This is a genomic window from Flavobacterium sp. AC105 (assembly GCF_979258495.1).
On record NZ_OZ409860.1, the window covers coordinates 1,385,776 to 1,401,989 of the forward strand.

At 33.0% G+C, this 16,214-nt stretch carries 10 protein-coding genes; 4 read left to right on the forward strand and 6 right to left on the reverse strand.

Translation table 11 applies throughout. From position 1 onward, the window contains the following. The first annotated feature begins 98 nt into the window (after positions 1 to 98). Positions 99 to 1,895 (forward strand): translational GTPase TypA, encoded by a 1,797-nt coding sequence (gene typA, locus ACZ0AH_RS06255; RefSeq protein WP_192187487.1) that lies wholly within the window; start codon positions 99 to 101, stop codon positions 1,893 to 1,895. Between the two features lie 130 nt (positions 1,896 to 2,025). Here the strand turns inward: typA and ACZ0AH_RS06260 are convergent, their stop codons facing one another. From ACZ0AH_RS06260 to ACZ0AH_RS06280, 5 genes are read right to left on the reverse strand one after another with little or no spacing between them, the layout of a single operon-like run. Beyond that, a complete protein-coding gene (locus tag ACZ0AH_RS06260) occupies positions 2,026 to 4,362 on the reverse strand; it encodes a T9SS type B sorting domain-containing protein (protein ID WP_463474958.1) in 2,337 nt (778 codons plus the stop codon). Continuing rightward, on the reverse strand, positions 4,334 to 4,810 hold the full coding sequence (locus ACZ0AH_RS06265) for a hypothetical protein (protein ID WP_463474959.1): 477 nt from the start codon (positions 4,808 to 4,810) through the stop codon (positions 4,334 to 4,336). The genes ACZ0AH_RS06260 and ACZ0AH_RS06265 overlap by 29 nt, the downstream gene beginning before the upstream one ends. A 57-nt stretch (positions 4,811 to 4,867) precedes the next feature. Beyond that, entirely contained in the window at positions 4,868 to 7,198 is a 2,331-nt protein-coding gene (locus ACZ0AH_RS06270; protein WP_463474960.1) for a choice-of-anchor L domain-containing protein, read from the reverse strand. 15 nt (positions 7,199 to 7,213) lie between these two features. Further along, positions 7,214 to 8,050, reverse strand: coding sequence for an ABC transporter permease (locus tag ACZ0AH_RS06275; protein ID WP_463474961.1), 837 nt, complete (start codon positions 8,048 to 8,050; stop codon positions 7,214 to 7,216). 3 nt (positions 8,051 to 8,053) lie between these two features. Further along, positions 8,054 to 8,965 (reverse strand): ABC transporter ATP-binding protein, encoded by a 912-nt coding sequence (locus tag ACZ0AH_RS06280; RefSeq protein ID WP_463474962.1) that lies wholly within the window; start codon positions 8,963 to 8,965, stop codon positions 8,054 to 8,056. Between the two features lie 107 nt (positions 8,966 to 9,072). Here ACZ0AH_RS06280 and ACZ0AH_RS06285 point away from each other — a divergent pair, with 107 nt between their 5' ends. Both ACZ0AH_RS06285 and ACZ0AH_RS06290 read left to right on the forward strand, forming a co-directional pair. Continuing rightward, positions 9,073 to 10,125, forward strand: coding sequence for a hypothetical protein (locus ACZ0AH_RS06285; protein WP_463474963.1), 1,053 nt, complete (start codon positions 9,073 to 9,075; stop codon positions 10,123 to 10,125). Between the two features lie 110 nt (positions 10,126 to 10,235). Further along, complete coding sequence (locus ACZ0AH_RS06290; RefSeq protein ID WP_463474964.1) at positions 10,236 to 11,096, forward strand: hypothetical protein; 861 nt, start codon at positions 10,236 to 10,238, stop codon at positions 11,094 to 11,096. A 156-nt stretch (positions 11,097 to 11,252) separates the two neighbouring features. On the opposite strand, the gene ACZ0AH_RS06295 is transcribed toward ACZ0AH_RS06290, so the two are convergent. Next, positions 11,253 to 14,990: a metallophosphoesterase gene (locus ACZ0AH_RS06295; protein WP_463474965.1), complete on the reverse strand. Its 3,738-nt coding sequence runs from the start codon at positions 14,988 to 14,990 to the stop codon at positions 11,253 to 11,255. Positions 14,991 to 15,019: 29 nt separating this feature from the next. Here ACZ0AH_RS06295 and ACZ0AH_RS06300 point away from each other — a divergent pair, with 29 nt between their 5' ends. Then, positions 15,020 to 16,201 (forward strand): Pycsar system effector family protein, encoded by a 1,182-nt coding sequence (locus tag ACZ0AH_RS06300; protein WP_463474966.1) that lies wholly within the window; start codon positions 15,020 to 15,022, stop codon positions 16,199 to 16,201. Positions 16,202 to 16,214 lie beyond the last annotated feature (13 nt).

Below are 16,214 nucleotides of genomic sequence, written 5' to 3' on the forward strand. Positions count from 1 at the left end.
GTTTTTGATGAACTAATTACTTGTCTATACGCAAACTATCGCAGAAACGTTTTTTATATCAAAATAAAGTGTACCTTTGCACCCATTAAAAATCACAGATGGAATCTATTAGAAACATTGCAATTATTGCCCACGTCGATCACGGTAAAACCACTTTGGTTGATAAAATTATGTATCACTGTCAATTATTTCGTGACAACGAAAATACAGGTGATTTAATTCTTGATAATAACGATTTAGAGCGTGAGAGAGGTATTACTATTACTTCAAAGAACGTATCAGTTCAATATAAAGGAACAAAAATCAATATTATTGACACTCCTGGCCACGCCGATTTTGGTGGTGAAGTAGAACGTGTATTAAACATGGCCGATGGTGTATGTTTGCTAGTTGATGCTTTTGAAGGTCCAATGCCACAAACGCGTTTTGTATTACAAAAAGCTATTGATTTAGGTCTTAAACCTTGTGTAGTTATCAATAAAGTTGATAAAGAAAACTGTACTCCTGAAGAAGTTCATGAAAAAGTTTTTGACTTAATGTTTGAATTAGGCGCTACTGAAGAACAATTGGATTTTCCAACTGTTTACGGTTCTGCTAAAAACAACTGGATGTCTGATGATTGGAGAAACCAAACAGATAACATCGAGCCTTTATTAGACATGGTAATCAAAAACGTACCAGCTCCTAAAGTATCTGAAGGAACTCCTCAAATGTTGATTACATCTTTAGATTTCTCTGCATTTACAGGTCGTATCGCTATTGGTCGTCTTGAAAGAGGTGTATTAAATGAAGGAATGCCAATTTCTTTGGTAAAAAGAGACGGTAAAATTATAAAATCACGTATTAAAGAATTACATACTTTTGAAGGTTTAGGCCGTAAAAAAGTACAACAAGTAATTGCTGGGGATATTTGTGCTATTATTGGAGTTGAAGGTTTTGAAATTGGAGATACTATCGCCGATTCTGAAAATCCTGAAGCTTTACAAACTATCGCAATTGATGAGCCAACAATGAGTATGTTGTTCACCATTAACGATTCACCTTTCTTTGGTAAAGAAGGTAAATTTGTAACTTCTCGTCATATTAGAGAAAGATTGACAAAAGAATTAGAGAAAAACTTAGCGATGAAGTTAGGTGAAACTGATTCTGCTGATAAATTCATGGTTTTTGGTCGTGGAGTACTTCACTTATCTGTTCTTATTGAAACAATGAGAAGAGAAGGGTATGAATTACAAATTGGTCAGCCACAAGTTATCATCAAAGAAATTGATGGTAAAAAATGTGAGCCAATTGAAGAATTGACAATCGATTTACCAGAAAACCTTTCAGGTAGAGCAGTTGAATTCGTTACAATGCGTAAAGGAGAAATGCTTTCTATGGAAACTAAAGGAGAGCGTATGATTGTGAAATTTAATATTCCATCTCGTGGAATTATTGGATTGCGTAACCAATTACTTACTGCAACAGCTGGTGAGGCTATTATGGCACACCGTTTTATTGGGTATGAGCCTTACAAAGGAGAAATTGCCGGACGTAACAAAGGTTCATTGATTTCTATGGAAAAAGGAAAAGCTATTCCTTATTCTATCGATAAATTGCAAGATCGTGGTAAGTTTTTTGTTGAACCAAATGCTGAAATTTACGAAGGTCAGGTAATTGGAGAAAACTCTCGTGCTGATGATATGTGTGTAAACGTAACTAAAGAGAAAAAACAATCTAACGTTCGTTCTTCTGGAAATGATGAAAAAGCAAGAATCATTCCACCAATTATTTTCTCTCTTGAAGAAGCTTTAGAGTACATTCAAAAAGATGAATATGTAGAGGTTACGCCAAAATCTATTCGTTTGAGAAAAATCTATTTGACAGAAACTGATAGAAAAAGATTTAAAATCTAATACGTTTTAAATTTAAATATAGAAATCCCAAATTCCAATTAAGGAGTTTGGGATTTTTTTTGATTAAAAAGTTTTTGGAATTTAATCAAATATTGGAATTTGGAATTTTTAGGGTTGGAATTTCTTTAGTTTATCTTTTCAAACTAAAATGACCTTTTGCTTCACGTCCGTCTTCCAGTTTAATGGTAAACCAATAATCTGAAGCTGGCATAGGTTGTCCGGTATAGTTTCCATCCCAGCCTTGGTCAAAAGGAGATAATTGTTTTAATAATTTTCCGTAACGGTCATAAATATAAATAAGTGCATTTTTATAAATAAGATCATTTATTCCGATGAAATTCCAATAATCGTTATAACCGTCATTATTAGGCGTGAAATATTTTGGAGCATTTAAAACGGCGAAACTTTTAGTTATTCTTCCGCAGCCCTTTATGTTTTCAATAATTAATTCATGAAAACCTCCGGGAACATTTTCAAAGATTCCGGAATTTTGAAATTCACTATAGGTTCCATTCTGAAAGTGAATCCTGTATTGGTAATCTTCAGGATTTTGTACGTCTACAATTACTTCATTTAAAGTATTTAAATCGTTTATTTCTATGTGGTTTATTACAGCGGTGCGAGATAATTTTACAGGATGATCTGAAGTCGCTTTACATCCGGATTTGTTTTCGATCGTAAGCGTATAATTTCCTTCTTGGCTAACTGTAATAGTTGGACTTGTAGCGCCATTTGACCATAAATAAGTATAATCATTAATTTGAGATAACGGAAGATTGGATTCTAAAACGACTGCTGTATTTGCTCCGGATTCGCAAATCACTTTTTGCTGTGCATTTATTAAAACTGGAACCGGATCAACTACAAGTTCAAATTTTCCGGTTCCATAACAGCCATCGCTATTTTCAGCTCTTATAAATACTGTTTTAGCATTTGTAGTTATGGTATTTTTGATTTCATTTAATGATAATGAAGCGTCATTTTCACTATTGTAAAAAAATAATTTAACGTCAGAAGGCAAGTTCAATTGAGTTTTGATAAGCTGTTTTTTTTCTTCCAAATCAAATTCGGCTTTTCCATCTCCTAAATCGCATTTATGAAGATCTTCCGGTAAGATTGAAACACTCGGATTGGCTTGCAGAATTATCGTTGCAATACTATAACAAGATGAATTTTGCTGACTTATTTTGGCATAAAGCACTTCTTTAGGAACTGTATTTTTGTAAATAGGATTTAAAGAAAGTGTATTATCAATATCGGATTCAGCTTCATTTTGGGTATGATAATAAAATACTTCATAATCATTATGTCCTAAAGTAATCGCTTCGTTTGCAGCAGAAAGATTAAAAGTAGCCAATCCGTCTAAAGAATTGCTGTCCTGCGTATCACATTGAATTAATTTATAAGGTGTTGTAATTACAGCTGGTTTATCGAAAATAGTTATTGTCCTTTCTAATGGTTCTCTATTTTCTCCGTTTACTGTTTTTATTAATGTTACCTTATAATCTCCGGCTGCTGCATAGGTGTGATGAGCGTCTTTATTTGTAGAAGTACTTCCGTCCCCAAAGTTCCACAATACACTATCTATTGTTTCTTTAGAATTAATGTAAAAATGTGTTGATTCGCCTAAACAATTAAATTCATAATCAAAAGTATATAGAAATAAAGAAGTGATAAAAGGCGGAAGTCCGAGTTTTGAAGTTCCAGCTTTCAGATCAATTTTGTTTTGAATAAAATTACAATTAGTCCCATCAGCTTCGGGATTATTAATTACAGATAACTTGCTGACATTGTTTTCTGTAAGTGAATAACCTGATCTGTAAATTTTTTCATCAATGGCAAGCTGAAGCGCTCCTGCAACATAATTAGAAGAATTTATGGTTTGCCTTGAGTTGACAACATCGGTTTTTTTTAAGTCAAATTGTATCAAGCTGCTTCCTTGAGCGGTTCCAATTGCATTGTAGGTGTTGTACGTCATGTAGAGTTTTGCTGATTTTGCAGAAAATTCTATTCCGTACGGATCAATATTATTATAAAGAAGAGTTTCATTGCTTAAAACACCAGTATTAGTGTCAAAATTATAAAGGTATACATTTCCGGTATTTCGTTTGATCTGGCCATTTGCATTCAGCTCATTTGAAGTTTTTGTAGACATATTGGCGATTGCAATTTTTTTTCCGTTAGGAGATGCTTTTAAATATCCAATTGCATTAGCATTGTACCCACCCAACGACATGTCCTGTGCAGTTATGGTTTTAATAGGATTTTGATCAACGCCAGTTGTACTTATTTTAAAACTATAGAAAGTATTTCTGAAATGCGTTACAACCCAAAACGAAAGCCCATCACTATGTTGTACAGCAGTAATTTTTTCTGAGCATTTGAATTTTACATCTTCTGCATTATTTACATCATAAGTAATAAGAGGAATGTTTTTTTCAGAAGAAACGATATCTCCCAGACCCATTGTTTAATCTTATATCAACTAAAGAATAATTTAAGCCGCTATTTGGAGGATCTTCATCATTTGTTGGGTTAGTATCTACGTTTGCAGGATTGGGTTCGTCTACCGTAAAAATGTAATATAAATTTGGATCTTTTGGTTTTGGAACTATAATAGCAGATTGTGTACTTGATCGATGTCCCAAAAGTCCGGTTCCGTTGGGCATTATCTGGTGGCTTTTATCATAAACAAGTGAACCATCCGTATAAAAAAGCAGGTTTCCGTTTTTATCAGAAATGGTAGCGCAGCCTTCGTTAGTAAATAATTTTCCGTTGGTTAAGGCAACGGGACTTCCGGAATTAAAATCTAATCCTGCTCCATAACCAAAATACCAAATTGCAGCTTCTTTTTGTGCAGAAACCGGAATTGCATATAGCATGGAAATGAATAATAATAACCGAATAGATTTCATATATCTCTCCTTAAATCAAATATATAAAACGCGAAATATATGAATCAAAACATTATTTTATCTCTTTATACTAAAGTGACCTTTAATGGTTTGTCCGTCTTCTAAAATAAAAGTAAACCAATAATCGTCTGAAGGTAATTGCTGACCGTTAAATAATCCGTTCCAGCCTGGACTATTTTGATCCATTTGTTTTAATAATTTTCCATAACGATCAAAGATGCTCACTTTGTAAGGAGGAAGCTGGTCGAAATCTTTTACAGCCCATAAATCATTATATCCATCTCCGTTTGGCGTAAAAAATCTTGGGTAATCTAAAACATATACAATCAATACGTTTGATATTCCGCATCCGTTTTTATCTCTTGCAACAGCATTATAAATACCCGGATTTACTCTGATAAATAATGGATCATCCTGAAAAACCATTCCGTCTAACGAAAATTCATAATCTCCGGAACCTGTATATTCTATTAAAACTGAATTATCGACTCCAGAAAAATCTTTTATCGCAACATTCGTTATCGTGGCCGGTTCAGATAAAATTGCTTTGAAATTTTTAGTTTTCCCGCAGCCATTTGCATCTTTTACAGTTACAGAATAATCTCCGGCATCCGTAATTTCAATATGATTTTCTGTACTTCCCGTACTCCATAAATAACTGCTGAAAGTTGTGGCAACGGCCAATGTAATTTGCGAACCTTTGCATATAATTTTAGATTCATCTTCAAAATTAGGCGGATCAAAAGTATTTACAACAAGCGGAACAGGTGTAATATCATAACAATCAGGTCCGTTAATCGCGCGGGCATAAATGGTTTGATTAGATGCAGTTGTATTTTTAAAAATATTTGATAGCTGATTGGTTTCAAGCAAAGCATCATTGGCAGTTGCATAATAATTAACAACCAATCCGTTTGGCAAACCTGCAAGAACTTGCGGACTAACCTGCGCATCAAGATCAAATTGATAAAAACCATCTTGCTTGTCATCGCCATCACAAGTTGCAACCGGAGTTTGATCCGGAATTGTTTCAGGTGAAATTTGCAATGTTACTTCGGCAATTTTATAACAGCCATATTTGTTTTCCAGTCGGGCAAAAACAATTTGGTTTGCTGTTTTGTTAGTATATTTTTCCGGATTTATAATTTGGTTTGTCTTTGCCTGAGCATTTGCTAATGATTCGTAATAACCACTGTTTGTAATATCAGTTGCATTATTTTTTACAATATCATCAACCTTAGTTAAATTAAAAATGCTAATTCCGTCGGTATTATCATCACATTGAAATAATGAAGTATTAGTAGATAAAATTTCTGCAGCAAATTCAATTTTAATTTCTCCTTTTAAAACACAAATTGCAGGCGAAAGTGTGCATTCTACGCTATAAGTTCCAGATTCTGTCGGGCTGTATGACGGACTGTGTTCAGCAGGGAGCAAAACGCCATCTTTATACCATTTGTACAAATAAGTTGGTGATAAATTGGTGTTTAAAGTTACGGGTTCTCCAAAACATGCGGGATCATTATTTAAAGCTGTCTGGTCGGGGCCAAAATCAATTTTAGAAGAGAAACTTCCTGCCTGTAGAAAAACTGCCGAATCATAATATCTGTTTTTATCATCAGCAATAACAAGCTTAATGTGGTATTTTTTTCCTGCAACTACATCTGTTTGGGCATTCATTACAATCGTCTGGCCGGCATAATTTACAGGACTGAATAAGTTGTTTAAGCCTTCAAAGTATTGTTCGTTTACAGCTGGACAACCTTCATAAGGATCTCCGTTAAGACCAATATTTGGCTCAATTTTAGGGTGAACATTTGTAGACGAAACAGGAGTAGTTGTATCTGGTAATATTGCTAAATTTTTATAAGGCTGATCTGTTCCGGCTTCTTTAATTAAAAAAGCAAATCCATCTGAATATTGACAAGGATAAAAATATTGATATTCATTAGATGCAAAAATATAATTGAAACTCAAAAAATCCGTCAACGGAACAAAATCGAATTCTAATGCCGTAGCGTTTATCGAATTAATTCCCAATCCCTGATTCAGGTCGATATCACCTTTCCAGTTTGGATCTCCGCCTCCGGGATCGCTCACATAAGGACCAACTGCATTTGTACTTGTTGAAGTTGTGAGTATAATTCCTTCGGAAAAAGGAAAATTACTTGTCCCGGAATTAAAATAAGCATAGCTATTTTTTCCGGGAGTAAAATCATCTCCTGTTCCGGTTATATTTGTTATAGAAACACAAGAACTGTTAACTAATACATCTTCAACAAGCTGCTTTGGTGTTTTTTGATCGTCGATACTTATAAACTGTGCATTTACCCTGATAGATAAACAACAGATAAATACGAAGAGTAAAAAACTTTTAGAATAATTCATAGTATAACAAATATACTACAAATCTCTATTTTTTAATAATTTATAAGAAAAGTAAATAAACAAAAATGTCCATACTAAAACAATCAGAATTGAGAGGTAATGTACGCCATAATCTTTAGTGTTTTCAACGCCTATTTGAGTTCCGATACTTCTTATTACAGATAATCTTGAAAAAGGTTCAATGATTAAATTTGACATTGATTCTAACGGAAAAAATTGCATAATAGAACTTGCCGTATTGCTGTCCGGAAAAATTTTAAAAGTCAAAAGCCCTTTGATAATTCCTTCTGCTATACTCCAGACCAAAAGAAATCCAAGAGCAAAAGCAGAGCGTTTTACTAAAATTCCCAAAAATAAACAGAAAGAGAAAAAGCCGGTTAACTTTACAAAAAAGGCCAAAAGATAATCTAAATCAGTAAAAATAATTCCAACTTCAGTATAAGATGAAAAGGATAATCCTAAAATCAAACTCATTACAAAAACGAAAATAGTAGAGCAAAATGCAAAAAGCACAACGGTTAAAAATTTGGATAAAATGAATTCTTTCTTGCTTAAACCATCAATTAAGTTTTGTTTTAAAGTACCATAACTATACTCATTTGCCATCATCGAAACAATAACAATTGCGAGGAAAAATTTTAACCAGGCCGCTACATAAGTATTAAAATGCCAGATAAACGGAAAGTTAAAGATTCCCATTTCAGCAAGATGAAATTTAAAAACGCCCAAATCAAATTTTATCGAAGCAATTAAAGCAATAAACGAAAGTAAAATGAAATACGTTAAAGTAAGGATACGACTGGCTTTATTTTTCCAGATTTTTTGTAATTCTATAGATATAAGTCTGTTCATGGTTTAGTTTGTTTGGGTAGTAGCGTTTTTGGTTAATTCTAAAAATTGTGCTTCCAGGCTATTTTTGCGTTTTACTAAATGGCTCAAAGCAATATTTTTAGAAAATAAATAAAGATTTAATTCTGAAGCTGATATATCTGATTTTAAATACACCAGAATTTTTCCGTCTTCCTCAGCAATTCGATCCACGTTTGGATGATCCTGCAAAGCTGCTTTTAAAGCTAAACTATCATTTGACTGAAGTTCGAAGAAACCTTCATTTGCTGACATACCATCAACTGAACCTGAATATAAAATTTCGCCTTTTCTTAAAACAATTACATGCGAACATACTTTTTCGACTTCATCCAATAAATGTGATGCCAATAAAATAGTAGTTCCCTGTGAAGCAATTTTTCTGATAATATCACGAATCTGGTGAATTCCCTGCGGATCCAAACCATTTGTTGGTTCATCTAAAATTAAAATTTCGGGATCATTCAAAAGTGCAGATGCAATCGCCAGACGTTGTTTCATTCCTAACGAAAAAGTACTAAACTTACTGTCTTTCCTTTCGGTTAAACCCACTAAATCCAGTTTTTCTTCAATTTTAGAATAATTGATGTTCTTTATTTTGCAAACCAATTTCAAATTTTCTTCCGCCGTCATGTACGGATAAAAGTTTGGTCTTTCTATAATAGCACCTACTTTTTTCAAAGCTTCGTGTGTTTCAATTTTTCCGTCAAACCAGCGATAATTGCCCGAAGTTCGGTTTACGACATTCAAAACAATTCCCAAAGTGGTTGATTTACCGCTTCCGTTTGGACCTAAAATTCCATAAACGCGGCCTTTTTGTATGTCAAAAGATACATTTTTTAAGGCTTGAATACGCCCGTATCGTTTGTGTAAATTCTCAATAGTAAGTATGGTTTCCAAATTTATTTCGGTTTTAGTTTTTTAGTAAGACGATTCAATCTGTTTATTGTTACGCTAAATTCAAACTTTAAATGAATTGACGTAAATTTGCATTAAAGATATTCAAAATGAGCGAACCTTTAATGGTGTTAAAAAAACCTTCTTATCCTTTAACACAATCTCTTTTAAGTTATTTAGAACGATACGAACGAATTTCGAAAGTATCGGTGTTCTATGACGACTTATTGCGTTTTTCCGGTTCTATAAATGTATATGATAAAAATGAAACCGATACCTTATGGATCAGGGTTTATTATAGCGAATTTGAAAGAAATGAAATCGATTTAAACCTGAAAAGAATTTATTCGCTTTTGCATTCTGATGGAAATAGCGAGATTATCCAGTTCTTAAATATCGACGCAATTGATTATTGTACTTTCGGAAATTCAAAACCTTTCCGAATAAAAGTCCGAAATATTCTCAATGACAATTACGTTCATTTTTATATTAAAAAAGCCGACGCTTCCCGCATTTACGGTTTAGAATTAGAAGATATTCTTTCGCCGGATAAAATCAACTTTTTGGTCTATAAAGACACGCTAATCGAAGAACATATAATCGGGATTCCGGGCGATGTTTTTATGGATACTTTATTGGATGGTTGTACCGAAATGGAAAAATCGCAGATTGCAAAAGAGTTTGTCAAATTCAACGAACGCTGTATGATCAGGCTTTTGGGCGATATGCGCGCGTATAATTATGTAATTGTTCCCATTCATGATTTTGATCAGGTAGTGTATAAAATTCGTCCAATAGATTTTGATCAGCAATGTTATGAAGGAAATTTTAAAGTTTATCGTCCGCAGTTTTTCAAGGAAAATTATCCAATGATAAAATTGATCAAAGACAAGTTAGAAGAAAGATCGATTATTCAGTACAAAGATGAAGAAAGAGCAATTTTGGCAAAACGTATTCATTCTGCAGAAAACAGGATCAAAAAATTATTGAATATAATGTGTCACGATACCATTTCGACAGATGAACATCTGAGTCAGCTAAAAATGGAATTATACCGTTATACAAATGATATGAAATTTAAAAATGCAAAATCAATGGGACATATCATGTTTGCAGCTTTTGAATTTATCACACGCAATTTTAAAAACACGAATTTAATTTGAGTATTTTTCACCATATAAGTTATATAAGATAATTTAAGACACGTGTTTAATGGACTTATATATGACTTATATAGTGAAAAGAATAAGCTTAAATATTTAATTATTATCTTATGAAAAAGTCTTTTTTAATAGCAGTTTCTATCGTTTTATTAGCTTGTCAGCAACAAAGTAATTCAGATTTTAAAACGCTTTATTCGCTTCCTAAAAAGTTAAAAGAAGTTTCGGGAATTACCTATTTTCCGGATTCTAAATTGGTTTATACTTTAGAAGACAGCGGCAATAAAAATGCAATATATGCTTTAAATTCAGATGGGAAATTAGATAAAACCATCACAATCACCAATGCAACAAACGTAGATTGGGAAGATATTACAAAAGATAAAAAAGGAAATATTTACATTGGAGATTTTGGAAATAACGCCAACGAACGTAAAGATTTGTGTATTTATAAAGTAAATAAAAATCAGCTGAATAAAGATTTGGCTGTAGCCGAATATAAAATTTCGTTTTCATATCCGGAACAAACCGAATTTCCTCCAAAGAAAAAAGAACTATTTTATGATGTTGAAGGTTTCTTCGAACATGGAAATTACTTTTACCTCTTTACCAAAAACAGAAGTAAAAATTTTGACGGAACCGTTTTTATCTACAAAATCCTAAATGCGCCGGGAACTCAAAAAGCAACCAAAATAGGAGAATTTAAAACCTGTAATAACTACAATCATTGTGTTTTAACAAGTGCAACAATTAGTCCTGACGGAAAAAAAGTAGTGTTGTTAAGTCACGATAAAATTGTTTTATTTAAAGATTTCAAAGGCGATTTATTCCATAAAGGCACTCAAACCGAAATCAAACTGGATAATTTCACGCAAAAAGAAGCCATCGTTTTCAAAGACAACAACACCTTGCTTATCGCCGACGAAAAAACAAACAAAGTAGGAGGCAAGATGTACGAGTTTAAACTTAAATAAGTTGCTAAGTTGATGAGATACTAAGAAAAAAATTAGCCACGAATTCACGAATTTCTATTACAAATGATTCGTGAATTCGTGGCTAAAAAACTTTATTACTTAAACCTTAAGAGCTAAAAAATTAGATACTTAGCAACTCAGAATCTTAGTAGCTTTCTAAAAACTATATGCCGCTCCAAATATTAATCTTCCTTCTTCATCAGGCGATTTAAAATAAGAGATTCTTGCTGTCAAAACATTTATTGCATTTAACCAAAGTCCGCCGCCATAATCCTGATGCCATTTTTTAGAGCTTTCGCCGTCAAGCCAGATTCTTCCATAATCAAAACCACCCAGAATTCCATAAGTTAACGGAGCAACTGTTTTTCTTATCTTTCCAATAGTAAATCGCAAATCAGTACTTTGAGAATAATATGAATTTCCTAAAAAGCGTTCGTTTCTGTAACCACGTAAATCAGTATCTCCGCCTAAAGTTGCACCATGATAAAAATCAAAATTATTATTTAAGACCGCTTTTCCTTTTAAAAGAGTAGCTAATACTAATTTTCCGTTATGATCAATTTTATGCGTAAATCCTAAAAGACTTTCAATAATAGGGAAATTCTGTTTTGTTTCATTTAAATTCGTCAGCCAGGTTGCCGAAACCATAAAAGCCATTCCTAGATTGGGTTTTGCAGCAAAATCCGCATTTTTAAAAAGATATTTCACTTTCAAACCCCCATAATTCTGACTATCAAAAACATTCGGGTTTACGATATTTGGTGTGTCAATATACCTATTTTCAGTTTCTTCAACAGTCAATCTTTGATAAACAGGCTGCATACTAAATTCGCTTCCGTATCGTCCAACGTGTCTGATTGCTCCTGAAACATTAAATTTTCTGATGCGAACACGATTATAATCCATTCCCAGATCTTTATCATTATTTTGAGTTTCATTTCCATATCCAAAATAATTCATAGCAAAATTTGGGGTTGTGTAAAGAGATTCGACATCAATAACCCATTTACCAAGCAAACCCGGAAAATGAGCTGCATAATTAAATTCTAAACCACCAGTAGCAAAATAGTAAAAAGCATTTACAACATGTCTTTGCGTATACGGATTCTGTTTGAAATTGTTAACGGTATAATTAAGATTTATTCCAACTTTGACACCATCATCAGGATTATAACCAATATTTGGCAATCCTGAAATTACATTATATTTTGGTTTTTCATAATTGTATAAGTTAACATCATAATCATCAGTTAACTGAGTTCCGGTTTTAGAATCAAGATTATACGTGTTCTTTTTTGATTTGAAATCGTATACAATAACCCTTTTTCCGTTTTCAATATTATAGGTATCATTGTTTTGACCGCCGATCAAACGGATTTTTATGCTGGATTTTTCTTCTCCAATTACCTGAAAAACGTCAGCATCATCCAAACCATAAATCCATAAATTTGCAGTTTTATCGTCTTTAACTGTTTTGGTATATACTAATTCGTCACCATCATTTTTAATTCGGAACACCTGAATCTCAATACTTTTTTTGGCATTGTGATTAATAACAAATTTGTCTTTTTTATCCGTTCCGGCAATCATAACCGTATGGCTTAAAACATCAAAATAGGTTGAAGCATACTTTTGAAGGTCTTTTTTTCTGTTTTTTAATTTTCGTTTAATATCTTCAATTGTTTCATCCTGAACTTCTTTTGGTAAACTTTTAAAAGCATTATCAATGTCAGCATCAGATAAATTTTCCTGAATATATTTTGCCTGAGCAATCCAGTCTTTTTCTTCGGCAGTTCTCAAAAAAGCCAAATCCATAGGATAAGGTTCTCTGTTGAGCCATTTTACGTTGTCAATTTTATTTTTGAAAGTTCGCATATGACGAAGCGCCGGAATATTCATTAACAGCGAAAGCAAAGTTCCGTCATATTTGGCAAAAGCCTGATCGCGATCACGGGGAATTGGCTTATAAATAACCTTATCACCTTTTTTATATTCTCCCCAACGCCATTGATCGCTGTGCCTGTCCCAATCGCCAATAAGCATATCAAACAAACGGGCTTTCATATATTCTTTTTCATCAACTGAATATTTCTCGTCTTTATGAAGGTTTTTCATCATGTCATCCGTACTGATAATATTGCCCGGATTTCCAAAGTCTTTACCATCTAAATGATTGTCTGCCGGTCTTTCTTCAACCATATATAATTCATCGCCATAACCAGCGTTGAATTCTTTTAAACCATTTTGTTTCGGAATATAATATAAAACTGGATTCGTATGCGCGATTCCCAATTTATCAGACATACTGCCAATTGCAAACGGTGTATAAGGGTGAGAAGTGGTGTAAAAATCAAGCAGGAAATTTTCGGCATAAGTGTCTTCAAATTCATTTACAACATATTGATCTTTAAAAGCAACAGATTGTAAAAATACAGTGGCACTTTTTTTCATGGCACGCATTACGTATTCTCTTCCTTTAGGATCAGACATACGCAACGAAACAGATTGATGTCCGCCGCCTTCACGAATTGGGGTCAAACCGCCCATTAAAGTGTCTAAAGTTGCCGTTCTGGCTTCTATTGGCAAACTATAATATTTTCTGTAATGATTTCCGAATAAGAATTTATGGAAAATACTTTTTTGGGTCATTTTTGGAGAATAAATAGAGGTTGTTACGGTTGCCGGAAATTTATTCGACTCGCCTGCTGCCCAGTTAATCTCTTTGGCTTTTATGATTTCATGTTCAAAAAGACGTTTTTCATGATTGTTTTCATTTCCAAAAAAGTTCACTTTTGCATCTCCGCTTTTAAATAAAGTCAAGGTTGCATAACCATTTCCTCCATAAGAGAATTCATTTGGATTTATTGCTCTCGCAGCTTCGGATTTTGAACCTGCTCCGCTAATAATTTGGTTGATATTTTCTTTGTTGACATATTGCAGATTATGGTCGTGTCCGGAAACTACGATAACATTTTTCTGCTTTTGCAGGAGTGTCTTTATTCTCTTGGCATAAATAGTATATTGCTTATTTTGAAGATCCTGGGGGCTGACTCCGGAAGTCTTTCGAAGTAAATTAATAAAAGAACCAATAAAAGGAAGCGGAATTTTATTCTCTAACGGAAATAATTGTTTCTCTAAAGAAAATTGTCCACCATGGGTTCCGTTGCTCATCAATGGATGATGAATGGCAATAACAACTGTTTTTTCCTGATTTTTATTTAAAAGATTTTCCAGTTGATCAAAGAAATCTTCTCTTGTTTTAATGTCACAATCATCATTTATTGTGGGATGATTGTCCCAGTCTTCCAGAAACCATTCACTGTCAATTGCAATTAAAGTGGCCGTACTATCAATTTTTACATCTTCAATAGCGCAACCCTTTCGGGGTAAAAAGGCTTTTTTGTCATTCAGATATTTAGTTACAAAACTCGCCTGACGTTCCAGACCGGGAATTCCGTTATACCAATCGTGATTTCCGGGAATTACAATTGTTTTTCCTTTAAATCCTTCCGTTAATTTTAGTTGATTTTTAAGTTTTGTTTCGGCCAAAGTTTTTTCGGCAGAATTATCATTAGCAGGAAAACCTTTCGGATAAATATTGTCTCCTAAAAATAATAAAGTAGATTTTTTGTTTGCCTTTTTTAGTTTTTGATGTAATAATTCGAGCGTTTGCTGTGCTTGTTCTTCATCAGCATTTCCGGCATCTCCAACTAAAAAAATAGTATGCGCAATTTTTATAGTATCCGTAGCGTTTTCTGTTTCGATTGCGCTCACATTTTTTCCGTACTGCGCTTTATGCGTCGCACAGGAATTAAATACAAGCAATATGGTAATTACTAAAGAATAGTTTTTAATCTTAGTAATAATAGAATGATTATCCAAAAACAATTTCATAATTTAGTGGTGTATAAAAAATATTCTTTATGAATCTAATAGAAAAATCCGAAGATTTCGTCAGTAATTTACTCAAAGATAAACTTTCTAATTTATATTCTTACCATAATTTTAACCATACTTTAACTGTAGTAAATGCAGTAAAAGAGCTTTGCAAAAAAGAAGAAGTTAAAGGAGAAGAAAAAGAAATGCTTTTAGTAGCCGCGTGGTTTCATGACACAGGATATATTGAAGGTTACGAAAATCATGAACATGAAAGTGTTAAAATCGCCAGTACCTTTTTGAAAGAAAATGAACAGTCAGATGAATTTATTTCAACAGTTTCGAGTTTGATTTTGGCCACTGTTAAAGAATATATTCCTAAAACTCATTTAGAGAAAATTATTAAAGATGCAGATTTTGCCCATTTAATGGGAGCTGAATATGCAACGACTTGCGAATTATTACGTATTGAATTAAAAAATACATGGAATCTGGATTTTTCTAATGCCGAATGGGCAAAAGAAAATTTGAATTTTTTAATGAATAAACACCGATTCTATACCGATTATGCGTTGAAAAAATGGCAGCCTCTTAAAGAAAAAAACTTACTAGCCGTGCAAAAGAAAATTCAAAAACAAGACAAAAAAGAAGCTGATAAAATCGAAAAAGAAAACCAAAAGAAAGATAAAATCGAAAAACCGGATCGTGGCGTTGACACCTTATTTCGTGTTACATTAGGAAATCATACACGCTTAAGCGGAATTGCAGATAGCAAAGCCAATATTTTATTGTCAGTAAATGCGATTATTATTTCGATTGCACTTTCGTCGATTATTCCAAAATTAGATAGTCCAAAAAATGCACATTTGGTTATTCCAACATTTATCATGTTGATTTCTAGTGTGACTACGATTATTTTTGCCATACTTTCGACACGACCAAAAGTAACAACGGGTACTTTTACACGAGAAGATATTGAAGCAAAAAAAATAAATTTATTGTTTTTTGGAAATTTCTACAAAATGCCTTTGAAAGAATATGATTGGGCAATGAACGAAATGATGAAAGATCGTGATTATTTGTATTCAACCATGATAAAGGATTTGTATTATCTGGGATTGGTTTTGCAGCGTAAATATAATTTGCTGCGTATTGCCTATAACCTTTTTATGGCAGGTCTTATTATTACAGTAATTGCATTTGTAATCGCTTTTAAAACGATTCAATAACTACTTATAAATG